This window comes from Lawsonella sp. (assembly GCF_011525565.1).
In the GTDB taxonomy this organism is placed as follows: Bacteria; Actinomycetota; Actinomycetes; order Mycobacteriales; family Mycobacteriaceae; genus Lawsonella; species Lawsonella clevelandensis_A.
Genome location: NZ_WVRS01000001.1, coordinates 355,233 through 377,143, shown reverse-complemented (window position 1 = coordinate 377,143; position 21,911 = coordinate 355,233). Strand labels below are relative to the sequence as shown.

The 21,911-nt window shown below is 50.8% G+C and carries 18 protein-coding genes and 2 pseudogenes; 12 read left to right on the top strand and 8 right to left on the bottom strand.

Translation table 11 applies throughout. The features are described from left to right. Window positions 1-43 precede the first annotated feature (43 nt). The 3 genes from QZV76_RS01755 (at window position 44) to QZV76_RS01745 (ending at window position 1,521) form a co-directional block, all read left to right on the top strand. Window positions 44-343: a DivIVA domain-containing protein gene (locus QZV76_RS01755; protein WP_290595509.1), complete on the top strand. Its 300-nt coding sequence runs from the start codon at window positions 44-46 to the stop codon at window positions 341-343. Between the two features lie 79 nt (window positions 344-422). Then, a complete protein-coding gene (locus QZV76_RS01750; protein ID WP_290595508.1) occupies window positions 423-590 on the top strand; it encodes a DUF3117 domain-containing protein in 168 nt (55 codons plus the stop codon). A gap of 64 nt (window positions 591-654) precedes the next feature. Continuing rightward, on the top strand, window positions 655-1,521 hold the full coding sequence (locus tag QZV76_RS01745; protein ID WP_290595507.1) for a methyltransferase domain-containing protein: 867 nt from the start codon (window positions 655-657) through the stop codon (window positions 1,519-1,521). Window positions 1,522-1,546: 25 nt separating this feature from the next. Here the strand turns inward: QZV76_RS01745 and QZV76_RS01740 are convergent, their stop codons facing one another. Continuing rightward, window positions 1,547-2,188, bottom strand: a complete 642-nt coding sequence (locus QZV76_RS01740; RefSeq protein ID WP_290595506.1) for a hypothetical protein — start codon at window positions 2,186-2,188, stop codon at window positions 1,547-1,549. A gap of 224 nt (window positions 2,189-2,412) precedes the next feature. Between QZV76_RS01740 and sigE the strand changes: the two genes are divergently transcribed. The 3 genes from sigE (at window position 2,413) to tatB (ending at window position 4,316) form a co-directional block, all read left to right on the top strand. Continuing rightward, on the top strand, window positions 2,413-3,042 hold the full coding sequence (gene sigE, locus QZV76_RS01735) for an RNA polymerase sigma factor SigE (protein WP_290595505.1): 630 nt from the start codon (window positions 2,413-2,415) through the stop codon (window positions 3,040-3,042). A 119-nt stretch (window positions 3,043-3,161) separates the two neighbouring features. Beyond that, window positions 3,162-3,623 carry a zf-HC2 domain-containing protein gene (locus QZV76_RS01730; RefSeq protein WP_290595504.1) on the top strand — a complete coding sequence of 154 codons (462 nt, stop codon included), beginning with the start codon at window positions 3,162-3,164 and terminating at the stop codon, window positions 3,621-3,623. Between the two features lie 18 nt (window positions 3,624-3,641). Further along, the gene (gene tatB / locus QZV76_RS01725) at window positions 3,642-4,316 is read left to right on the top strand and encodes a Sec-independent protein translocase protein TatB (protein WP_290595503.1); all 675 of its coding nucleotides are present in this window, start codon (window positions 3,642-3,644) and stop codon (window positions 4,314-4,316) included. A gap of 110 nt (window positions 4,317-4,426) precedes the next feature. Here tatB and QZV76_RS01720 read toward each other — a convergent pair whose 3' ends face one another. The 3 genes and pseudogenes from QZV76_RS01720 to QZV76_RS01710 all read right to left on the bottom strand — a co-directional run bounded on the left by QZV76_RS01720 (window position 4,427) and on the right by QZV76_RS01710 (window position 7,463). Then, a complete protein-coding gene (locus tag QZV76_RS01720; protein WP_290595502.1) occupies window positions 4,427-5,554 on the bottom strand; it encodes an Mrp/NBP35 family ATP-binding protein in 1,128 nt (375 codons plus the stop codon). Between the two features lie 75 nt (window positions 5,555-5,629). Next, window positions 5,630-6,181: pseudogene (locus tag QZV76_RS01715) on the bottom strand (DUF1003 domain-containing protein). Beyond that, a complete protein-coding gene (locus QZV76_RS01710) occupies window positions 6,171-7,463 on the bottom strand; it encodes a CBS domain-containing protein (RefSeq protein ID WP_290595501.1) in 1,293 nt (430 codons plus the stop codon). The pseudogene QZV76_RS01715 and the gene QZV76_RS01710 overlap by 11 nt, the downstream one beginning before the upstream one ends. Before the next feature lie 259 nt (window positions 7,464-7,722). On the opposite strand from QZV76_RS01710, the gene QZV76_RS01705 reads away from it, so the two are divergent. Next, a complete protein-coding gene (locus QZV76_RS01705) occupies window positions 7,723-8,733 on the top strand; it encodes an FAD:protein FMN transferase (protein WP_290595500.1) in 1,011 nt (336 codons plus the stop codon). 18 nt (window positions 8,734-8,751) lie between these two features. Here the strand turns inward: QZV76_RS01705 and QZV76_RS01700 are convergent, their stop codons facing one another. Together QZV76_RS01700 and rfbC are read right to left on the bottom strand one after the other, a co-directional pair. Continuing rightward, window positions 8,752-9,840: a magnesium and cobalt transport protein CorA gene (locus tag QZV76_RS01700; protein ID WP_290595499.1), complete on the bottom strand. Its 1,089-nt coding sequence runs from the start codon at window positions 9,838-9,840 to the stop codon at window positions 8,752-8,754. A 40-nt stretch (window positions 9,841-9,880) separates the two neighbouring features. Continuing rightward, window positions 9,881-10,522: a dTDP-4-dehydrorhamnose 3,5-epimerase gene (rfbC, locus tag QZV76_RS01695; protein ID WP_290595498.1), complete on the bottom strand. Its 642-nt coding sequence runs from the start codon at window positions 10,520-10,522 to the stop codon at window positions 9,881-9,883. A 136-nt stretch (window positions 10,523-10,658) separates the two neighbouring features. Between rfbC and QZV76_RS01690 the strand changes: the two genes are divergently transcribed. Further along, window positions 10,659-11,840 (top strand): malic enzyme-like NAD(P)-binding protein, encoded by a 1,182-nt coding sequence (locus tag QZV76_RS01690; RefSeq protein WP_290595669.1) that lies wholly within the window; start codon window positions 10,659-10,661, stop codon window positions 11,838-11,840. Between the two features lie 3 nt (window positions 11,841-11,843). Here the strand turns inward: QZV76_RS01690 and QZV76_RS01685 are convergent. Then, a pseudogene (locus tag QZV76_RS01685) lies at window positions 11,844-15,600 on the bottom strand (multifunctional oxoglutarate decarboxylase/oxoglutarate dehydrogenase thiamine pyrophosphate-binding subunit/dihydrolipoyllysine-residue succinyltransferase subunit). A 195-nt stretch (window positions 15,601-15,795) separates the two neighbouring features. Here QZV76_RS01685 and QZV76_RS01680 point away from each other — a divergent pair. The 4 genes from QZV76_RS01680 to QZV76_RS01665 are packed head-to-tail and all read left to right on the top strand — an operon-like array spanning window position 15,796 to window position 21,167. Continuing rightward, a complete protein-coding gene (locus tag QZV76_RS01680; RefSeq protein WP_290595497.1) occupies window positions 15,796-16,554 on the top strand; it encodes a TetR family transcriptional regulator in 759 nt (252 codons plus the stop codon). Between the two features lie 5 nt (window positions 16,555-16,559). Next, window positions 16,560-17,930 (top strand): M20/M25/M40 family metallo-hydrolase, encoded by a 1,371-nt coding sequence (locus tag QZV76_RS01675; RefSeq protein ID WP_290595496.1) that lies wholly within the window; start codon window positions 16,560-16,562, stop codon window positions 17,928-17,930. Next, window positions 17,923-19,251 carry an MFS transporter gene (locus tag QZV76_RS01670; protein WP_290595495.1) on the top strand — a complete coding sequence of 443 codons (1,329 nt, stop codon included), beginning with the start codon at window positions 17,923-17,925 and terminating at the stop codon, window positions 19,249-19,251. The genes QZV76_RS01675 and QZV76_RS01670 overlap by 8 nt, the downstream gene beginning before the upstream one ends. A 35-nt stretch (window positions 19,252-19,286) precedes the next feature. Beyond that, window positions 19,287-21,167: a DEAD/DEAH box helicase gene (locus QZV76_RS01665; RefSeq protein ID WP_290595494.1), complete on the top strand. Its 1,881-nt coding sequence runs from the start codon at window positions 19,287-19,289 to the stop codon at window positions 21,165-21,167. A 7-nt stretch (window positions 21,168-21,174) separates the two neighbouring features. Here the strand turns inward: QZV76_RS01665 and QZV76_RS01660 are convergent, their stop codons facing one another. After that, window positions 21,175-21,843, bottom strand: coding sequence for an HNH endonuclease family protein (locus QZV76_RS01660; RefSeq protein ID WP_290595493.1), 669 nt, complete (start codon window positions 21,841-21,843; stop codon window positions 21,175-21,177). Between the last annotated feature and the right edge of the window lie 68 nt (window positions 21,844-21,911).

Sequence of the window (21,911 nt, the reverse complement as noted above, 5' to 3'; positions counted from 1 at the left end):
GTACTGTTGGTAAACAGGTGCTGAAAAACTCAAGGAGAATGCTATGAGTGCAGGTGCATGGGTAGCTATTTGTATTGCTGCTGGTGTAGTGGGTGCTATTGTCACTTTCCTGCTAACGACATGGAGTTTTCTTCCGCAGGAGAGAAAACTTTCAGAGACTACTCCAACAGTAGAAACGTTTCTTCCCGCTCACGATATACGGTCGGCGGATATTAATAATCTTCGTTTTCATTCTGAAAAACGTGGATATGATCGTCGAGAAGTTGATTGGGCACTAGCTCAAATTGCGAGTGATCTTTCCCGCCGTGAAAACTGCAATACACCCTCTGACAAGCACGAATAGTTCAATATCATTGGCATTTTATTCCAAAATGAGAGACAATGGACGTCGAGCATATTTCAAAAATAGGAGGAAGCACAGCATGGCGGCAATGAAACCACGCACTGGCGATGGGCCAATGGAAGCTGTCAAAGAAGGCCGTATGGTTATCATGCGAGTCCCCCTGCAGGGAGGTGGCCGTCTTGTTGTCGAGCTGACTCCTGACGAAGCAGTTGAACTTGGCCAGGAGCTGGCCAAGATTGAGGCTTAATACAGTTTTTCTCTAATGTCCGTCGGGAAACCGGCGGACATTATTGTTGTGTGGGGTAAAAAGTATGCTGGATGATGTTGTCGCGTATTTAGCTGATCCACGTACAGGAGAATCATTACAGTGGTGCGGAAATGACAAACGAGTACTGACGACAGAGTCGGGACGCCACTACGATGTAGCCCGTCAAGGATATGTCACACTTTTTGGAGCAGGTCGTGCTTTTCCTGGCGATAATGCGCACATGGTGATGAATCGAGATACTTTTCTCGCCAGCGGTCTCTATGCTCCTCTAGCGCGCCGTATAGCAGCCCATGGGGCACAAATGACTATGAGTAGTGATCAACACACTCCTGTCATTGTTGATATGGGTGCTGGAACTGGCTATTACACCCATGAGCTACAACGTGCAGTGAGTTCAGAAACACGCATTATTGCTGCAGATATTTCTGTGCCAGCGGCGAAGCGTCTTGCAAAGTTAGATGGTCATGTAGGCGCTATTGTTGCCGACGTGTGGCAGCGGTGGCCCATTAAGGATGCTTGCGCAGACCTCGTTATGCATGTTTTTGCTCCGCGCAACCCCGCGGAGGCAGCTCGTGTATTGCGTCCGGGAGGAGGCGTGCTTGTTGTGGCACCATCTCAACGCCATCTGCAAGAACTAGTGGCAGCAGGTATTGCGGTACACGTGGATAGTCAGAAAGCAGACCGTTTACGCCAAGGATTTATAGAGTATTTTGACGAGGTTGACTGCGATTTGTGTGAGTGGACAATTACGCCTACCCGCTCCCAAATTGAACAGATCATTACGATGGGACCATCGAGCTATCACAGTGATACAGAAAAAGTATCTGCGGCCGCAGCAGAATTAGCCGCTGTGCACCAACAAATAACGTGCTCTGTGGAAATACGGCAATACAAGCGTAAAGATAGCTAACGTAAAGACATCTGGATGGACATTATTACACGCGGCGTGCGATGGTCATTCCTTCATCGAGAGGCAGACGAAAAACCTCAAAATCGTCAGTTTCTGCTAGCATACCGGCTAGGGTAGTGGCGGCGATGGCTTTATTATCATCGTCGTTTGTTGCTTCTGCCGGATCTGTTTCTTCCAGGAAGTGACCATTAGCGAGGGAATTCGGCAGAATAAGAATTCCTCCCGTGTGGAGAAGGCGGGCTGAGGTCTCCACAAAAATTCCCAATTGATCAGCGACGTCCTCAACGTAGACAAGGTCGTAGGCGTCGTCAGCCAATCGGCTCATAACGTCTAGTGGCAGACCTGTAATGGGGCGCAGCAGTACTCCCGCCGGTTTTTCAGCGTTGTAGTTTTGGCGGGTATGGTCCACTAGTTCAGGTTGTGGATTGATGTAGGTGACAACACCACCTTGCTGCATGCCGTGGGCAATGCTGAGTGCTGCCACAGCCCCCGAAGAAGAGACGATTGCAGCAGTGTGAACTTCCGTTGTAGCGGACAGCATTGTGACGGTTTCTGCCGCAATGGGAGAAAGCGGCGTAAAACCTTTATTGAGGGATTCTTGACGGGCATCGCTAAGAGCGGGTGTTTCGATAATGCTGGACGTAATGGAATCTACAAGCTCAATCACAAGTGTAGCTTAACGAGGATAATCCGAAGATAGCTGGTAAAACACCGAAAGCATGGTAATTTTTACAGATAAATATGGTGTGACGAGGTGTTTTGTAACTCACAGGGAAAACACAGACTAATTCCAGTGCCTTTGCAAGGCATTTTCCGATACTCATGGTGTCTGGTTGAGTTCCCGGAAACATTCTTTGGGAATTCAACACGGTGCATGAAAGGATGACACCAATGATTACGATGCCCAAAGAAACCACGATACATAGTCGTGCTCAGGCATCGACGGCCACGAATACCCACACACCAGCTGAAATATCCACGTCAGCTGAGACTGTAGAATCTCCGGCGGTATCACGCGAAAACTGGGATGAGATTGTTCGGACATACGCAGATTCCGTCTATGGCTTAGCATATCGTCTCAGTGGTAATGCGCAGGATGCAGAAGACCTTACACAAGAGACTTTTATTCGAGTGTTCCGCTCGCTTGATCGTTATCGCCCCGGAACCTTTGAAGGCTGGCTGCACCGTATTACGACTAATCTTTTCTTAGATCAAGTTCGCCATCGTTCTGTTCTTCGTATGGAGTGTCTCCCTGAGGATACAGAACGTGTCGTGTCTAATTCTGCTGGTCCCGCTGCAGTTGTTGATGAGAAAGTCCTGCATCCTGATCTACAGCGTGCACTGGATTCGCTCTCTCCTGATTATCGTGTGGCAGTAGTTCTTTGCGATATTGAAGGACATACCTATGAGGAGATTGCTGATCTACTGGGGGTAAAAATTGGGACAGTTCGTTCCCGCATCCATCGTGGTCGCGCCCAGTTGCGTGCTCAGCTCGGTAATACCAGGCCAGTTCTCGTATAATTCTTCATCTTTTCTTTCACCTGCTCTGGTAGTGTGCCATAAGCTCCGTATACTCGACTGTAGAGAGAGTTTTCTAGTTCTCTAGAGATTTTTTGGGGCGTGTAGGCGAAAGGTGGAGCATGGGCCATAAAACAGTGCCGTTTAGGTCCACAGAGCATCTTTCAGAAGAAGCCATCAGTGTGTATGTCGATGGCGTTATGCCTAATTACGTGCGTATGCGGGCGGAACAGCATCTCCGGCAGTGCCCGGAATGCCGGGCACTGGTTGAACAACAAAGACAAGCACGTGCACGTCTTCAACAGGCGAATAAACCTCTCAGTACTCCACACTCACTAGTTCGCAAGCTCCATGCTATTCCTGCAAACGATGAGGTCTTGCGTAAAATAGCAACTAGTGAGGGGTATGCCGCGGCTACGCACTATGCAGAAGATAACAATATGGTAAGTTCATTGCACACTATCGCCCAGAAAGAAGAGATACGTGAAGGATGGCGCGCAGTGGGAGCACATATCCGGATGCGCGTTCGCCATTTCACGCAAGGGATTTCACTGAAGTGGCAGAGCGGTTTTAGAAGCGAATAAGAGTGGTGAAAGAGAATTATGTTTAGCAATGTCGGCTGGGGGGAAATTCTCGTTATCCTCGTTGTCGCTGTCATCATTTTAGGTCCTGATCGTCTCCCAGATGCTGCTCGTCGCCTTGCTAAAGGACTACGTAAACTGCGTGATTGGGCTAATAATGCACAAGACCAGTTAAAAGATAACGTGGATGAAGAATTCGGGGATCTTAAAGAATTCCAGGAACCAGTAAAAGAAATTGCCCGTATTAAAACAATGGGACCGAAGGCTGCAGCCATCCACTACTTACTAGATGATGATGCGTCTGTTCTAGACGTTGATTTGGGGAAGAAAGATCTTACTTTTGATCTTAAAGAACTTAGCGGTCTCAATGATGTTGATGAATCAGCATTCCGGGCAGCACCTGAGCAACCGGTGCGTGGCCCTCATGAAGGTAGTGGGCATGAGGGCAGTGATGCGGTATCGGGAGCGACAAGGTTGCACAATCACACCACTACTTCTGCAGTAACTATTAATGATGGCATTGCGTCTACGGCTGAGGAAGCTGCTTTTAGTGCGGATGGTTTAGCGCGATATCGGCCGCAGGAAACGTCCTCCACGGAAGGAACAGGATCTCCGAGTGCTCCTCTTACAGTGGGGGATAGTTGGGAAGAATCTAACGAAGAAGATGTTGAGATTTCCTTTGATGAGGAAGACTAACTCAACAATCTTATTGCACCATATAAACTCACTGCCCTTCTCAGCACATAACCAGTGTTGAGAAGGGCAGTGTTATAGATATGGTTTCCTGTAGAGGAACGATAGTGGGATTAATGCGGCTGAATACCTAGCGACTGTCCAACAATGCTTTCGCGCTGTTCAAGAAGCTGATCAACAATATTATTGAAGGCTTTAGCCACAGTACTATCCGGGTGAGAAAGGACGATGGGGACGCCCGCGTCTCCTCCTTCACGAAGACGCACATCCATAGGAATCTGGTCCAACACGTTGACTTGGTATCCCAACATGCGGGTGAGATCCATAGCGACCGTCATACCGCCACCATTTCCAAACATTTCCACGGTGGAACCGTCAGGAAGCTCCATCCAAGACATATTTTCGATAACGCCAACAACTTTCTGCTTGGTTTGTGCCGCCATCATGCCGGAGCGTTCCGCTACTTCTGCAGCTGCCGTCTGTGGGGTTGTCACAATGAGGAGCTGGGAATTCGGGAGCAAGGAGGGGATAGAGAGGGCAATGTCGCCTGTTCCGGGGGGAAGATCGAGGAGGAGGAAGTCAAGATCGCCCCAGTACACGTCTGTCAGGAATTGCTGTAGTGCGCGGTGGAGCATGGGGCCACGCCAGACAACGGGAGCATTACCGGCGGTGAATTGAGCAATGGAAATACATTTCACACCATGCGCCTCAGGCGGCATCATCATGTCGTCTACTTTGGTAGGCGGCATAGTGGAGCCAAGCATGGGGGGAATGGAATGGCCGTAGATATCAGCGTCTAAGATGCCTACGGAAAAGCCGCGTTTAGCTAGGGTGGCGGCTAAGTTCACAGTGGTAGAGGATTTGCCAACTCCGCCCTTGCCGGAGGTGACGGCGTAGACGGTTGTATGATTACCGGGCTTATTAAAGGGAATATCTTTTTGGGCGCCAGGACCTTGTAGTTTTTGGCGCATTGCGCGTCGCTGTTCGTCCGTCATAACTCCCAAGGTGACGTCTACTGCAGTTACTCCCTCAACGCGAGAAACTGCTGAGATGACACTATCGCGGATGGAGGACTGTAAGGGGCAGCCCGCAATCGTCAGAAGAATAGCTACAGTAACGTGGCCATTGGGATCGATATCGACATTGTCTACCATTCCCAAATCTGTGATGGGGCGGTGAATTTCAGGGTCTTTTACAGTAGCAAGGGCAGCTTGTACCGCATCAAGATTTACAGCAGTCATGGATTTCAGTTTAGCGAGTGGAGAGAATAGTTATCGACTGGGCTCGCTTATAGCGTGCCAGACTATTGAGAAAATTTATGATGTCTCAGATGGTGCAGTAATAGCTGCGCTATCAGCATGTTCTTGCATATCAGAAGAATTAGATAAGTGGTCGAGTCGTTCATTGATCTTTTGTAACGTGTCATGGATCTCATCTAATTCATGGCGCATGTAGTCGCGTGTAACAGTCTCGCCTACCGCAATACGGACACCGGCAAGTTCACGGGCGAGGAATTCAGTATCAGCTTTAGTTTGGGCGGCACGTACACGATCTTCCTGCAGACTGACACGATCGCGATTCTCTTGACGATTTTGTGCCAGCAGAATAAGCGGTGCTGCATAGGCGGCCTGCGTCGAAAATGCCAAGTTGAGAAGGATAAAAGGGTAGGGGTCAAAAGCGTGGCGTGCTAGCACAATATTGAGGACGATCCACCCCACAACGAACACGGTCTAGTAGGCCAAATATTTGCCGGTACCTAGAAAACGCGCCACTACTTCAGCACGACGACCGACAGTTTCTGTATCGAAGATGCGTCGCCGACGTCCACTCAGCTGAGGAATATCGAGACGGTTATGATTATCTGTCATCATCTACCTCCCTTACTGCCATTTCTGCTTCGCGCCAGTTCTCCGGCAAAAGGTGGTCGAGCAGATCGTCAACGCTGACAGCACCCAGTAGGTGCCCGGTACTATCCACCACCGGTCCACACACCAAGTTATATGTGGCAAGGTAACGAGCTACCGATTCCGTGGAGGCTTCTGGGGTGAGCGCAGTGAGATCGGTATCAATGTAATCGCCAATGAGTGTTGATGGTGGTTCCCGAAGTAATCGTTGCGTATGCACAACGCCAAGATATTTCCCAGTGGGAGTTTGTGTAGGGGGACGCACGACATAGACAAGGGAGGATACGGCCGCAGAACGATCTGGATTACGAACATGCGCCAGTGCTTCTGCCACAGTTGTTTGTGCAGTCAGGATAATGGGTTCAGGCGTCATAATGCCGCCAGCGGTTTCAGGACTAAATGTAAGCAGGCGGCGGACTGTACCAGCGTCCTGCTTATTCATGAGGCTAAGCAGACTTTCTGCCTCGTGTGACGGCATTTCTCCAAGGACATCAGCGGCGTCATCGGGATCCATAGCTTCCAGAACGTCGGCGGCACGGGCGAGCGGTAACGCTGTAAGAAGCTCCGTCTGATCGTCATCGGGAAGCTCCTGCACAATATCGGCAAGACGCTCATCATCAAGTACAGAGGCCAATTCCAGACGCCGCTTTTGCGGAAGGCTAAGAATAGCGGAGGCAACATCTGCTGGGCGCATGTCCTCATATCGTTGGGCAAGAGCAGCCGCATCCTGCTCATTATTCAAAACAGTGGTGTTAGAGAACCCTTGAATAAATTCCCACTCCACTAGATGGATAGCACCGCGGCGGGAGAAGGGGCCGGTGCGACGGCGTACGGCTAGCCGGGAAACAATCCAGTCACGGCTTCGTGTTTGTTCAATTTCAACATCTGTGACAACGACGTTTTTACCGTCAAGATCTTCAATTTCAGGATCGCGTACCTGGACGATGGAGTCCACCATTTCGCCTAGTACTTGGATCTCCATAGGGTGTTGTTTGAAGGAACGGACAGTGACGTTTCCTGTCACGAGGGTGACGGCAGATTCAGAAAAACTCGCAATGCGCAGCATGGGGAGGAAGATACGGCGTCTATTGAGAAGCTGAATAACCAGCCCTACAGCACGAGGTGAAGAAGTGGGATCTTGCAGGGTAAGAACAACATCCCGAACGCGACCAAGTGATTCACCATCGGGGCCGAGAACGACAAGATTATCTAGTCGCCCTACGAAAACACGGTTAGGTGAGTTCATGTATTCAGTGTAATGCGTGCGGAATTAACACTGTAGCGTAATTAACACTGTAGGCATTGTCACATGTACTCCACAGTAAGATGCGGTGTGAAGTGCCACTATACTAGATGGACAGTGCTGGGTAGACGCAGTAGTGCGTATTGTCTGCGAGAGCGGTGTCATGAAAAAGAAATTTTCTGCTCCTTGGGCGCACAGAGTGTATAGAACGTACAGTGCGTACAGAAATACGCGCCATCTTTCCAGACGTACATTTCTTAGGATGGCTGGGTCTGCAGGAGTCCTCGGGTTGGGGGCAGCAACGGGCTGTAGTTTGGATGAGACCCTACAAAAGAATGTTATTCGTGGCACCACCATGGGAACGTATTATGCAATTACGTATCTCCATGATGGGAAAAATCCTTCTGTTGAGGATGTTCGTAAAAAGATAGAAGAACGGTTTTCCGCTATTAATCAGCAGATGTCCACCTATATTCCGGACTCTGAACTGTCTCGGTTTAACCAGTTCCGTGACGTTAATACTCCTTTTCCTGTTTCTTCAAACGTTATTACGGTGGTGCGGGAGGCTATCCGTCTTCATGCAGTTACTGCGGGAAAACTTGATGTTACTGTTGGGCCGTTAGTGAACTTGTGGGGGTTTGGCCCAGATGGCCGTGCGAATAGGGTACCTACCGACGCTGAGATTAGGAGAGCTAAAGCACAGTGCGGCATCAATAATTTGGACATTGTTGGGGATGCACTGGTGAAGAAAATTCCGGACCTTTATGTTGATCTATCTTCTATTGCTAAAGGCTTTGGGGTGGAATACATTGCCGATGAATTAGAAGCATTGGGAATAGACCGTTACCTAGTGGATGTGGGGGGAGAGGTGCGCGGCCTGGGGGCTAGTGCGCATGGTGGTCCGTGGCGGGTAGCAGTAGAACGCCCGATATCGCAAGAGGATACGTTCTTAGACCGGATGGTGCATTTAGCCGATTCTTCAGTAGCCACATCGGGGGATTATCGTAACTATTTTGAAAAGGACGGGCATCGTTATTCGCATACGATTGATCCGAGTACTGGCCGCCCTATTACTCATAATCTTGCCTCGGTAACTGTTATGCATCATTCGTGTATGACGGCTGACGGGTTGGCGACGGGCCTTGACGTATTGGGACCCGATAAAGGTATGGAACAGGCTATAAAAATGGATATAGCTTGCACCATGATTGTTAAAGAAGGCGGGACATTCCACGAAAAAATGTCACCGGCCTGGCGTCGACAAACAGAATAAAGAGTAACAGAGTAGAGATTAGAGCCATTTCTTTCGTCTGAAGACCATGTACATAGTGACTGACCAGACCACCATGAGGGCAACGACAACATAGTAGGCTCCGTGAACTTCAAGCAAGGGCATGAATGTGAAGTTCATACCGTAGATGCTGGCGATAAGTGTGGGGACGGCAATGATGGCAGCCCATGCAGACAATGCACGGCTAATAACGTTTTGCTCAACGCCTACTTTTGCAGCTGCAGCAGAGATGAGGGAGCTGAGCACTTCATCGAATCCGTGCACGTCTGATATGGCGCGCAGGAGGTGGTCTTCAACGTCGCGGAAGTAACTGCGGATATCTTCGTCTACGTAGATTTGGTCACTGTTGCACAGTTCGTGGAGTGGTGTGCGGAGTGGCGAGATGAGGTGTTTAATTTCCAGCACTTCTCGTTTTACGGCATAAATTTCATCAATGTCGATATCGGTGTTGGGATCGAAGACTTCCTCTTCTAGGTCGTCAATATCGTTATCCATGAGTGCTGCGACTTTAAGATATGAGTCCACAACATGGTCGACGACGCTGTAGAAACACATCATGGGACCTTGTGCTAGATCCTCGGGATTGTGCGAGAGGCGTTTGTGGACTCTATCGAGGCTGCGACCGTTGCCGTGTTGTATAGAGATAAAGTAGTTTTTACCTGCGACAAGAACCACTTCACCTGTTTCAACGGCGTCTGCAGGATTGTCGATAACTTCGTGGTCAACATAGCGGAGGGTGCGGGCTACTAGGGTAAGGGAATCGTCGAAGGACTCAAGTTTGGGGCGTTGGTGGTCGGTAGAGCAGTCTTCTACAAGGAGTTCGTGTAGATTGTAGACACGCCCTACGTGTGTCATCTGCCGACGATTCGGGTCGCGGAGTTGTAGCCATACGAAATGTCCGGGATGCTCTTCTACCCAATGGAAGCCACTGCGATAGTCGAACGTGCGGTCAATGTGGTGTCCGTTCTCATCATAAACATCGCATCCTGTGGTTGCTTCAGCAGTGGGGATATGGGCATTCTCTCTAGACTCTTCGTGAGTATTTTTCTGAGGGTTGAAGAGTTTATCCCAGAAGGTAGTAAAACCCATTGCACGCTCCTGTAGATGAGGTAGGCGGACTAGAGAGTAGTTAGTGGTCGGATGGCATGTGCTGCAAATCATGATAGTAAGCGACACATTCATCGTAGCGGGGAAGTGCTTCAGATTCTTTTACAGCTCTTAATGTGGGCGCTGCTTGATCTTTCTCTGACAGTGTTAGGCAACTTTTATTACCGAGACCGTATTTTTCACACCATGTGTTAAATGGCAGTGAAAGAGTTGGGTCAAATGGGTTAATGCCATGTTCAGCAGGCGGATTATAGGCCTCTGAACAGAGATAATTTAAAGCTGCATCATCGGTGAGTCCAATAACAAGGTGTCCCATTCCCTCGGGGAGAAAGACAGCTTTTCCACTATTAGGTGACAACTCGACGGCAACATGTTGAGAAAAAGTTGGAGAACCTACACGGAGGTCTACAAGGACATCTAATAAACGCCCGCTAGCTGCATAAACGTACTTGGATTGTCCTGGTGGAACATCTGCGAAGTGGATTCCGCGAACGGCGCCACGGTGAGTGGGGCTAAGGTTTGTTTGCTTTACAGCCAGTTTATAGCCAACCGTATCGATAAAGGTAGGGGCATGAAATGGGGCTGAAAAGAAACCCCGTTTATCCGGGAAGGTGGGGGCTTCAAAGAGAAAACACTGAGGAAGAGGAAGTTGTACTACATGCATGGAATGGAAGTTTACCTGTCGCTAGGATAAGACGAGTAAGGGTATTGTCTCTTACATCACTAGTGAGAAATATTGTGACGTGAAGGGGATACAAGTGACACAGACTATCACAACACGTAATAACGCCGATGACGGTATGTTCACTGCCGCAATTAATGAAGATGCGGTAACAGAAGAAGAAGTATTGAAGTATCACCTCGATGGAAAACTCGATATCGCGCTGCATTCTCCACTAGATACCCAGCACGATTTATCAGTTGCCTACACCCCTGGAGTAGCTCTCGCATGTAACGACATCTACGACAAACCAGAAGATGTCAGGCGCTACACCTGGGCAGGACGCCTGGTCGCCGTTATTAGTGACGGAACTGCAGTGCTTGGGCTGGGAAACATTGGTCCAAAAGCCGCACTCCCCGTTATGGAAGGTAAATGCGCACTGTTCAAACAGTTCTCCGGGCTCAATGCTATCCCGATTGTACTAGACACTACCGACCCCGATGAGATCGTCGAGACATGTATCCGTCTACAACCCAGTTTCGGCGCAATCAACTTGGAGGATATCTCTGCACCGCGCTGCTTCGAAATCGAAAACCGTCTGAAAAAAGAACTCGATATTCCCGTCATGCACGACGATCAGCATGGTACAGCGGTTGTTGTCCTTGCCGGTATGATTAATGCCTGCCGGTTTACCGGGCGCAAAGCAGAAGATCTGAAAGTTGTTGTTTCGGGTGCCGGTGCTGCCGGCGTTGCCTGCACAAAAATTATTCTCAATGCGGGAGTCAAAAACATTGTGGTGTTAGATTCCCATGGCATTATTTCGCGCGGTCGAGATGGTCTTAACCCCGTAAAAGAAAAACTGGCTAAGATCACCAACCCGAACAATATCGTCGGTGGACAGGAAGAAGCACTGCGCGATGCTGATGTTTACGTGGGAGTGTCTTGCGGACATGTACCAGAAGACGTTGTGAAGACCATGGCTCCTGACGCCATGATCTTCTCGCTCTCTAACCCCGACCCGGAGATACCTATCGACGTTGCACACCGGCATGCTTCCATTGTCGCAACGGGCCGTTCTGATTATCCCAACCAGCTCAACAACGTTCTCGCTTTCCCCGGTATTTTCCGAGGAGCTTTGGACGCGTGTGCTACCGATATCAGTGAAGAAATGCTGCAGGCAGCCGCCTATGCCATCGCTGACGTTATCGACCCGGATGACTTAGCAGCTGACTACATCATTCCATCGCCACTCGATACACGGGTATGCCCAGCCGTCACAGCTGCTGTGAAAGCTGCTGCAGAAAAAGCTAAGCAATCGTAACTATTACTGCGGTAGCGTAGTCGAAAATACTGTATCCATCAGTAGATTTTGCTCGGCATGGTTAACACTGGAAACACCAGTAGCCGGTGCCGACATACTGCGCCGTGAGAAGTGCTCAAAAGGTGGAAGATTCCCAACGACCGTAGGGAGTTTCACCTTGAGGAATGGCCATGCTCCCTGGTTAGACGGTTCTTCCTGGACCCATACGACTTTCTCGACCTGTGGGTAGCGCGCTACAAGCTCGTAGAGACGTCGGAAGGGCACAGGATAGATTTGCTCCAAACGAGCAATTGCCAGGTCATAGCGGCTCTCTGCATCGCGGCGGCGAGCCAACTCGTAATACACCTTGCCAGAGCAGAGCACTAAGGTCTTTACCGAGCTAGGGTCATGTAGCTGTGTGCGGTCGTAGAAATACGGGTCGTCAATAACAGACCGGAATTTGCGCTGCGTAAAATCTTCCAGGGGGCTGGTGGCTGCTTTCATTCGCAACATAGACTTCGGCGTCGCCACAATAAGCGGACGAACGATACTAGAAAGAGTATGGCGACGAAGTAGATGGAAATAATTGGCTGGCGTAGAGGGCTGCGCAATTGTCATATTGGACTCAGCACACAGTTGTAGATAACGCTCAATACGTGCAGAAGAGTGATCCGGTCCCGCCCCTTCTTGCCCATGGGGAAGAAGCATAACGAGCCCTGAACACTGGTTCCACTTAGCCTCCGCGGAGGAAACGTACTCGTCGACAATAGTTTGTGCACCATTGGCGATGTGCCTCCCAACAGACAAGAGCATCGGTGTGGGCCACACTGTATCCGTATTCCACGCCCAGTCCAGCGAACTCGGATAGTGACGAATTATAGATATCAAAGTGCCCGCCGTGAGTTTGGGCAATAGCCCGGAGCGGACTATAAATATTGCTATTTTTCCTATCTACGATAATGGCGTGGCGTTGTGTGAACGTACCGCGACAACTATCCTCTCCCGCAATACGAATATCGCGTCCCTCCTGGAGTAGTGACCCCCAGGAAAGAAGTTCCGCCATCGCCCAGTCAACCTTGCCTTCGCGCGTCATCCGGTAGCGGGATTCCAGAATGGGCTTTACTCGTGGGTGAACAGAGAAGCCTTCGGGGACATTGATGAAGGCATCACCAATCTCTTCCAAACGTTCAGCAGAAATAGCAGTTTGAAGATTGTAGGGAACACGCTGCTTGGTAGCAACAGAGTGGGAGAGCGGTGCAGATTCCTTCTCCAGTTCTTTAACCTGTTGGAAAACGTTTTCAAGTTCTCCACGGTAATCCTGCATAGCAGTTTCTGCTTCTTGTGTGGTGATGTCTCCACGCCCAATGAGAGTTTCCAAGTAAGACTGCCGCACGGAGCGTTTATTGTCGATAATGTCGTACATGGCAGGCTGCGTCATGGAGGGGTCGTCAGCCTCATTGTGGCCCCGGCGACGGTAGGAAACTAGGTCAATAACAACATCTTTAGCGAAGCGCTGGTTAAATTCGACTGCAGCGCGAGCAACGCGGACACATGCCTCCGGATCATCTCCATTGACGTGGAAAACAGGAACGCCAAAAGCTTTCGCAATATCAGTGCAGTATTCGCTAGAGCGTCCCTGCGAAGGAGAAGTCGTGAAACCGATTTGGTTATTCACCACAATATGGACAGTGCCACCCACGTTATAGCCTTCCAATAACGCTAAATTGAGAGTTTCGTAGGCTACACCTTGGCCGGAGAAAGCGGCGTCGCCATGCAGCATAAGCGGCATGACGGGATACTCTGTCAGCTGCTCTGCTTGTTGTTCTGTTTGTCGTTTTTCAGAATCGTCGTGCGAAGTGTGGTCTGTTGTGCGAGCGAGAAGATCCTGCTTGGCTTTGACAATGCCAATAAGAACTGGGTCAACGGCCTCCAAGTGGGAAGGATTGGCGGTGAGCGTCACTTTAATGTCGTTATCGCCATACATCTGGTAGTGGATACCTTCGGATCCCAAATGGTACTTCACGTCGCCGGAGCCCTGCTGTTCAGTGGAGAGCATATTGCCTTCAAATTCACTGAAGATCTGCTTGTAGGGTTTGCCGACGATATTAGCGAGGACGTTAAGGCGACCCCGATGTGGCATGCCGATAACAACTTCCTGCACATGATGGTCGGCGGCAACATCAATAATGCGATCCATCATAGGGATGAGGGATTCAGAGCCTTCGAGGGAGAAGCGTTTCTGCCCCACATATTTTGTTTGGAGGAAAGACTCAAATGCCTCTGCCGCAATAAGAGTAGTGAGTGTGAGTTTTTGATCCTTGTTGGAGAGAGGAGCATTCGTATTCTCCACATAGGTACGGATCCATTCACGCTGCTCATTGTCAAGAATATAGGTGTACTCGACAGTCATTTTTCCGCAATAGGCACTGCGGAGAATTGTCATGACGTCACGCAGTTTCATACGTTCATGCCCGGCTAACCCACCTACTGCAAACTCACGATCGAGGTCCCATATAGTTAGCCCATACGTGGCAATGTTGAGATCGGGATATGTTTGGCGTTTGCGACCAGGTTCGCTGAAATTCAGTGGGTTCGTATCCGCAATTAGGTGACCGCGATCGCGGTAGGCCTCAATAAGCTGGAGAACTCGGGCGTCCTTATTAACACTGTGGGAGGTAATATCACGACGCCACCGCCATGGTTCGAAAGGCAGATTAAGACTCGTAAAGATCTCGTCGTAGAACTCATCGGACAGCAATAATTTATGAATGGTTCCCAACCATTCGCCAGATTCAGCGCCCTGGATAATGCGGTGATCATAAGTGGAGGTAACCGTCAGCATCTTGCCGACACCTAATTCAGCGAGACTCGTCTCACTCATTCCTGCATATTCTGCCGGATATTGCAGTGCACCAACACCGAGAATACATCCCTGACCAGGTGTGAGGCGGGGGACAGAACGAATAGTACCAATTCCGCCCGGGTTAGTGAGTGATATAGTTACTCCCGCAAAATCAGCTGCAGTAAGTTCACCATTGCGGGCACGTGCCACAATATCTTCATAGGCAGCGACGAACTGTCGAAAGTCCATATTTTCGGTTTCTTTAATGGCAGCAACAACTAGGGAGCGGCCACCATTTTTCCCGCGTAGATCTACCGCTAAGCCAAGATTGATATGGTCTGGCTGTACACGCGTGAAATGCCCATCTTTTTCTTCCAGACGGCAGTTCATATTCAGATACGCTTTTATAGCTTGAATCATGGCGTAGCCAATAAGGTGAGTGAAAGAGACCTTCCCGCCGCGCGTTTTCGCAAGATAACTATTAATGAGAAGACGGTTCTCTATCATCAACTTTGCGGGGATAGACCGCACCGAGGTCGCCATGGGAATATCGCGAGAAGCGTTCATGTTGCGGGCAATTGCACGAGCCACACCACGGAGCAGGGTCATTTCTTCCGCTTCTAGGGTTGGATACGTGGGACCAGTAGGTTGCTCCACGTTGTACATAGTGGTGAGGGCATCTTTCGCGGCAGAACGTACCTTTTCTGTGGAAACACGCTCAACATGAACAGGATCTGCGGCAGTCTCCGAATAGTTGTAGTCGGAGAGGAAGGCTGTGGGGTTGGTGGGGCCACCGGGTTCAGAGATAACTTTTTCTTCTCTTTGTGGAAGGACGTGTGTGGGGGTGGGGATTAACCGGTGATCAGTAAAGTAGGCGCGCCAAGATTCATCAACACTGTCTGGATCACTGTCTGGATCATGACGGAACTTTCGATACATTTCGTCTACTAACCATTGGTTCTGTCCAAAAGAATCTGATGGTATCGTCACTGGTAATCCTCATTTTCTTAGAGTATTTTCTTCTCTCCATGGTACCTAGAAAGTAGAGAGAGTGATTTAAGTTACAGAAAAGCATGTAAGAATAAGTAAATTTTAACTGCAGCACGCTGTCCGCACGCCATCCCGATTAGGATAATGCTGTACATATGCCCCGCTACGCGACAACTTCACTACCTCGTGGAGAGCACCAACACCATGCGTATGAATAAAGAAGATCGTCGAGCGCACCTTATAAAAGCAGCTATGATCGTTGCTCGGCGAGAAGGTTTCGCACAAGTTACCACCCGTGCCGTAGCCCAAGAAGCCGACATCTCCCTTGGTGTAGTGCACTACTGTTTTCAAGATAAAGAAGAACTGCTCTACGAAATGGCTGCTCATACCATTAACGAAATTATTTCTACCATCACCAACAGCGTGCGCACCACCGTTTCCCGAACAGAGTCAAACAGTATGACAGGGCTCAGTATTACCGGATTAGAAGAAGCGTTATACAGCGATGCCATTAGAGTCCTCAACGAAACATCCGCCAAAGCCGAAAACTCTCCACTGATATACGAGATCATCTCGTACGCATTCCACAACTCGAATAAACGCTTTCAAGATCTCATCACCCGCTACTACAATTCCCTCACCCAACTGTTCTGCAATTACCTCGAACTAATAGCGCAACGCACCGCCGTTGTCTGGTCAATGGATCTCAACCAGTTAGCATCCGTTATCGTCGACCTTATGCATGGCTATCTCCTCCGGCACCTCAGTCTCCGAACTCCCCAAAAACCCGCTCTAGCAAGTAGCGCGGATGCCATGAAAGTGGTGGAAGAGTCCCTTACCCTCGTCATACGGACAATTGTCCGTAATGCCGAAAAACGTCCCGTCTCTCTCCCCCTACACTAGAAGGTATGACGATCACTAGCGCACATTCTCTTCCCGCACGAGACTGGAACGACTGGGACACTCTTGGCAGCGAAGCCGTAGCATTCACACAAGAGCTCATCCGCATCCCCTCCGTTAATACTGGCGACCCCGATATTGGTGACGGGGAAGACCGCTGCATTCACTTCATTGCCGACAAACTCGCTGAAGTAGGAATAAAAGGGGACTACCTAGCATCCCGCCCGGGACGCGGAAACTATCGCATCATTATCCCCGGAGACGACCCACATGCGCTTCTCCTCCACGGACACGTCGACGTCGTCCCCGCCAACGCCGACGAATGGGACCACCCCCCATTCAGCGGTGACATTATTGACGGCTGGATCTGGGGACGAGGCGCTGTCGACATGAAAGATTTTGCCGGCATGATGCTGGCAGTCGCCCGCCACTATGCACTTAGCGGCATGCGACCAGCACGCACTCTCATGATGGTGTGGTTCTCGGACGAAGAACACGACGGAGTATGGGGATCCCACTGGCTCGTTGACCACCATCCTGAATGGTTCACAGGCGTAACCCAAGCACTCAGCGAAGTGGGAGGCTTCTCCGTCACCCTTCCCGGCTATCCAGATAAGCGAATCTATCCCCTCGCTGTTGCCGAAAAGGGGGTAGCGTGGGCACGGCTTAGTGCTACAGGTCGCGCCGGGCACGGTTCACGCCCCTCCGGAACTAATGCAGTATCAGTAATTGCGCGTTCTGTAGCAGCGATCGCCCGCTATCAATTCCCCATTGTCCATACTCCAGCACTGGATGCTTTCTTGGACACAATCACCGAAGTAACAGGCCAGCAGTATGACGATGATGACCTCGATACCGCCACTGAAGAGTGGGGATTCTTAGGGCCCGTTGTGCGTGCTAGTTTGCGTCATACCGCCGCCCCCACACAGCTGCATGCCGGCTATGCAGTGAATGTTATCCCAGCTGAAGCAACAGCAACTATCGACTGCCGTGTTCTCCCCGGGCATGAAGAAGAGTTTTTCCACACTGTTGACACGCTGCTGCGTACTGAATTGGGGGAAGACTATGAAGCACTCACCATTGAGTGGGAGCAACCCAATGCCGTATCCAGTGACCCCCATGCACCCTTTGTGGATACTGTGCGGGCATCTCTTGCTACGACTGACCCCGCTGGGGTAGTGGCACCCTACCACCTACCAGCTGGAACAGATAATAAGTTCCTGCAGCATCTAGGTATTGAATGTTTCGGCTTCGTGCCCCTGCAACTTCCCAGCGACTATGACGGTTTTGGCCATTTCCATGCAAAAAACGAACGAGTCCCCGCCAGTGCCGTCCATGGCGGTGCCCGCGTACTAGCCCATCTCACTCAGCATGCATAAACAGAAGAGACAAGAGACGCGGGAGACTCCACATACGCGATCTCGGGAAGCTCTCCCACAGGGAGTCTGGGTCCTCGTAGGGGCAGCATTTCTCATAGCCATTGGCTATGGGCTTATTACGCCAGTGCTACCACAGTATGCGCACAGTTTTGGTGTGAGTGTTATGGCGGCATCCGCCATTGTTAGTGTGTTTGGCTTTATGCGATTGGTCTTTGCACCAGCGTCCGGCAAACTTATTAATGCATTAGGCGCGCGTCCCATGTACATCACTGGTCTTTTTATCGTGGCCGCGTCCACATTGGCAACGACTTTTGCTCACGGTTACTGGGAACTTATTGTCTACCGTGGTGCAGGTGGCATTGGATCCACACTGTTCACTGTTTCCGCCACCGCCATGATTGTTCGCATGGTTCCCGCACACATGCGGGGACGCGCCACCTCGGCATACGGTGGTGCCTTTCTCATCGGTAATATTGCTGGCCCCGTGGTGGGTGGCATGTTGGGGCACGTGGATATTCGTCTGCCTTTCTATGTCTATACAGTGGCGCTATTGTTGGCGATCATTGTTGTGTGGCAGATGCTTCCCGCTGGGCGTATCCCGCAGGCTGCTGATAATACGGACAATGCCAAAGAAGATAAAAAGAACTGTGAAGAGTCCTCATCACCACAGCACACAACATCTTCTACTACAGTGTGTACTCCTGAGCTGAAGCTACGAGACGTCAAGCGGGATAGCGCCTACTGGGCCTGCCTAGCGACAAACTTTTCTAACGGGTGGGGAAACTTCGGTGTCCGCGTAGCACTCTTACCGCTTTTCGTTTCCTCTCTTCTTCATACAAATGGGGCAGCGCAAGCTGGTATCGCCATGGCTATTTTTGCCATTGGAAACGTTGTGGCGCTCTACACTACACGGCACTGGTCAGATCGGTGGGGGAGGCGTCCACTCATTATTGGTGGACTCATTCTCTGCGGAATAATGACGATACTTCTTGGGCAAGGAACAAACATTGGCGTCATCTACGGCCTTTCCTTTCTCGCCGGTCTCGGTGGGGGCGTGATTAACCCCGCCCAGCAGGCTGCTATTGGGGATGTTGTAGCAGGTTATCGTGCTGGCACAATATTGGCATCGGTACAGATGTCCTCAGATCTTGGATCTATTGTGGGAACATTGGTGGCTGGCGCTATTGCGGATGCATTGGGCTATACCTGGGCATTCGGCATTACCGGCATTGTTTTGACGGTAAGTGCTCTGGCCTGGGTCCCGGCACGTGAAACGCTACCGTCAGTAACAGAAAACTGTACTACCTCTCGCTCCCTTTAGGTTTCCGCAGGTAGTAGCAGGTAGTATAGGATCCGATGACTACTGTCGAAACATTTTCTGACTTCGCTCTGCCCGCTCCGATTCTTCAAGCAATCAGTGACCTCGGTTTCGAGTCCCCCAGCCAAATTCAGGCTGCTACTATCCCTCTCCTCCTTGCCGGAAAAGACGTTGTGGGCATGGCCCAAACCGGTACCGGCAAAACTGCCGCTTTTGGCCTACCCATGGTGGCGTCAATTGACCCCGAGCTTAAAGCTCCCCAAGCTCTCGTTCTTGCCCCTACCCGTGAACTCGCCCTGCAAGTAGCGGACGCAGTGTCTACCTTCGCCCGGCACCTGCCCGGTGTGAAAGTTCTCCCCATCTATGGGGGACAGTCCTACGGTGTCCAGATCGCTGGATTAAAACGCGGGGCACAGATTATTGTGGGCACCCCCGGGCGCATCATTGACCATCTCTCTAAGGGAAAACTCGATCTTTCCGAACTGCGTTATCTTGTGCTCGATGAAGCTGATGAGATGCTCAAGATGGGGTTTCAGGAGGATGTTGAAGAGATCCTCTCACAGACTCCCGAGACGCGTCAGACCGCGCTTTTCTCCGCGACGATCCCGCCGGCTATCCGGCGCATTTCGGAGTCATATCTCACCGATCCGCAACAAATTGAGATTGAGACTCCCACCACCACTAACGCCAATATCGAACAACGCTACGTGATTGTTAACCAGCGATCCAAGATTGATGCGCTTACTCGTATCCTCGAGGTAGAGACCTTCGAGGCCATGATTCTTTTCGTCCGCACCAAGCAGCAGACCGAAGAGATGGCCGATAAGCTACGGGCACGTGGCTACGGTGCCGCCGCCATTAACGGTGATATGGTGCAGGCGCAGCGTGAACGCACCATTAACCAGCTCAAAGAAGGCGCACTCGATATTCTTATTGCCACCGATGTGGCTGCCCGCGGCCTTGATGTTGACCGTATTAGCTACGTCCTCAACTACGACATGCCGCATGACCCCGAGTCTTACGTTCACCGCATTGGGCGTACTGGCCGCGCCGGTAGAACTGGCCAGGCACTGCTTTTCGTCACGCCGCGCGAGCGCCGCATGATTAAACAAATCGGGCGTGTCACAGGGCAGTCTCTGGAAGAAGTCAAACTTCCCAGCGTGGACGATGTGAACGAAACCCGCGTGCGCCGCTTCAACGAGTCCATCACTCACGCTTTAGAAGACGAACACCTGGATCTTTTCCGCGGGTTCGTACAACTTTATGCAGCAGATACCGGCGTCGACATGGTAGGTATTGCTGCCGCTTTAGCAGTACAAACCGTCGATGACACTGAGGATTTCCTCCTTACCGAGGAACTAGAAGTAGAGGACTACCAGGGGCGGCAACGTTCCTTCTCCCATGGTGGAAAGCGTAAAGAAGGACGGCACCAGTCACGCAGTGGCAAAGATCTCGTGTCCTACCGTATTGCTGTTGGCAAACGCCATAAAGTCACCCCCTCCAGCATTGTGGGCGCTATTGCGAATGAGGGCGGTATCAGTAGTGCCGATATTGGCCACATCTCTATCCGGGGTGACCATTCCCTCGTCGACATGCCAGCTGACCTTCCCCAAGAAGTCTTCGATAATCTCCAGAAGACACGGATTTCTGGGCAGCTTATTCACCTGGAGTTGGATCCGGGCCCGCCCGCCAACCGCCCCGGTGCACTAAAGCAGGCAAAACGGGATAAGAAACAGAAGGGCAATTACAAACGCCCCAAGAAGTACTCCCGCAAGCAAAATCATGACCGGAGTGACTGGAAAAATCGGAATAATCGGAAAGACTGGAATCCCCGATCTACAAAGAGCTACCAGCCAGGTGGTAAAGGGTATTCCAAGAAAAATGATTTTTCCGGGCATAAGCACGGCAAAAAGCACTAAGAGTGCACTAGGAACGGTGACATAGTCGGCGCGCTCCGGAAAGCGCATGCCAATCAGCTTCCGTAATAGCAAGCTGATAGTAAATGGCGACAGTAAGGTAGCGTGCCGCATACCAACACTGAGATCCCTTCCACGGCGGTAGCCATTCACTGGGGGTACTGTCGCCCTTGTCGATATTGACATCGCCAGACACAACAACCAGATTGCGTTCTATATCGTTGGCAAAACTTGTCCGTTTCCGCTGCGGCCACTGGGCTGCCCCCAAATCCCAAGCGGCTGCCAGTGGGAACAAGTGGTCAATATGTTTCTGACGACGCTGTTGGGGAAGAGGCTGCCCAGTATAAGGATCCAGTGGTGAAGAGAGGTTACGCAGCATATCAGAGCGCGTATCGACACCATTATGGCTGCCTGGTGCGTCAGAATTATCAGTCCAGGGCTCCCCAAAACTACACGCAGACGTGCCTGTACAGGATCTCTCATAGCCCAGTACATGATGTCGCGTAGAAACAACACGAACACGCGCAAGAAGTTTGCTGACATCATCGCGGGAGGGGCTACCCGGCCATTGCTGTCGGGGAGGAATCCACTGCAAACCCATCATCACCAGCGCAATCACGAGCGGGACAATAACCCATCCCACCCACAGTAGCCACCGGCGTCCGCGTAAACTCCACAAATGAACCGGCTCAGCAGCTATGTTTTGAGGTGCTGTTCGAGGCGTTGTTTGAGGAGAGGTCTGGAGTG

Excerpts from the sequence above, each read along its gene's own strand:
- rfbC (WP_290595498.1), bottom strand. The coding sequence starts at position 10,522 with ATGCATGTAGTACAACTTCCTCTTCCTCAGTGTTTTCTCTTTGAAGCC.
- QZV76_RS01700 (WP_290595499.1), bottom strand. The coding sequence starts at position 9,840 with ATGGGTTTTACTACCTTCTGGGATAAACTCTTCAACCCTCAGAAAAAT.
- QZV76_RS01680 (WP_290595497.1), top strand. The coding sequence starts at position 15,796 with ATGCTGTACATATGCCCCGCTACGCGACAACTTCACTACCTCGTGGAG.
- tatB (WP_290595503.1), top strand. The coding sequence starts at position 3,642 with ATGTTTAGCAATGTCGGCTGGGGGGAAATTCTCGTTATCCTCGTTGTC.
- QZV76_RS01665 (WP_290595494.1), top strand. The coding sequence starts at position 19,287 with ATGACTACTGTCGAAACATTTTCTGACTTCGCTCTGCCCGCTCCGATT.
- QZV76_RS01690 (WP_290595669.1), top strand. The coding sequence starts at position 10,659 with ATGTTCACTGCCGCAATTAATGAAGATGCGGTAACAGAAGAAGAAGTA.
- QZV76_RS01675 (WP_290595496.1), top strand. The coding sequence starts at position 16,560 with ATGACGATCACTAGCGCACATTCTCTTCCCGCACGAGACTGGAACGAC.
- QZV76_RS01705 (WP_290595500.1), top strand. The coding sequence starts at position 7,723 with ATGGCTGGGTCTGCAGGAGTCCTCGGGTTGGGGGCAGCAACGGGCTGT.
- QZV76_RS01745 (WP_290595507.1), top strand. The coding sequence starts at position 655 with ATGCTGGATGATGTTGTCGCGTATTTAGCTGATCCACGTACAGGAGAA.
- QZV76_RS01670 (WP_290595495.1), top strand. The coding sequence starts at position 17,923 with ATGCATAAACAGAAGAGACAAGAGACGCGGGAGACTCCACATACGCGA.
- QZV76_RS01750 (WP_290595508.1), top strand. The coding sequence starts at position 423 with ATGGCGGCAATGAAACCACGCACTGGCGATGGGCCAATGGAAGCTGTC.
- QZV76_RS01710 (WP_290595501.1), bottom strand. The coding sequence starts at position 7,463 with ATGAACTCACCTAACCGTGTTTTCGTAGGGCGACTAGATAATCTTGTC.
- QZV76_RS01720 (WP_290595502.1), bottom strand. The coding sequence starts at position 5,554 with ATGACTGCTGTAAATCTTGATGCGGTACAAGCTGCCCTTGCTACTGTA.
- QZV76_RS01755 (WP_290595509.1), top strand. The coding sequence starts at position 44 with ATGAGTGCAGGTGCATGGGTAGCTATTTGTATTGCTGCTGGTGTAGTG.
- QZV76_RS01730 (WP_290595504.1), top strand. The coding sequence starts at position 3,162 with ATGGGCCATAAAACAGTGCCGTTTAGGTCCACAGAGCATCTTTCAGAA.
- sigE (WP_290595505.1), top strand. The coding sequence starts at position 2,413 with ATGATTACGATGCCCAAAGAAACCACGATACATAGTCGTGCTCAGGCA.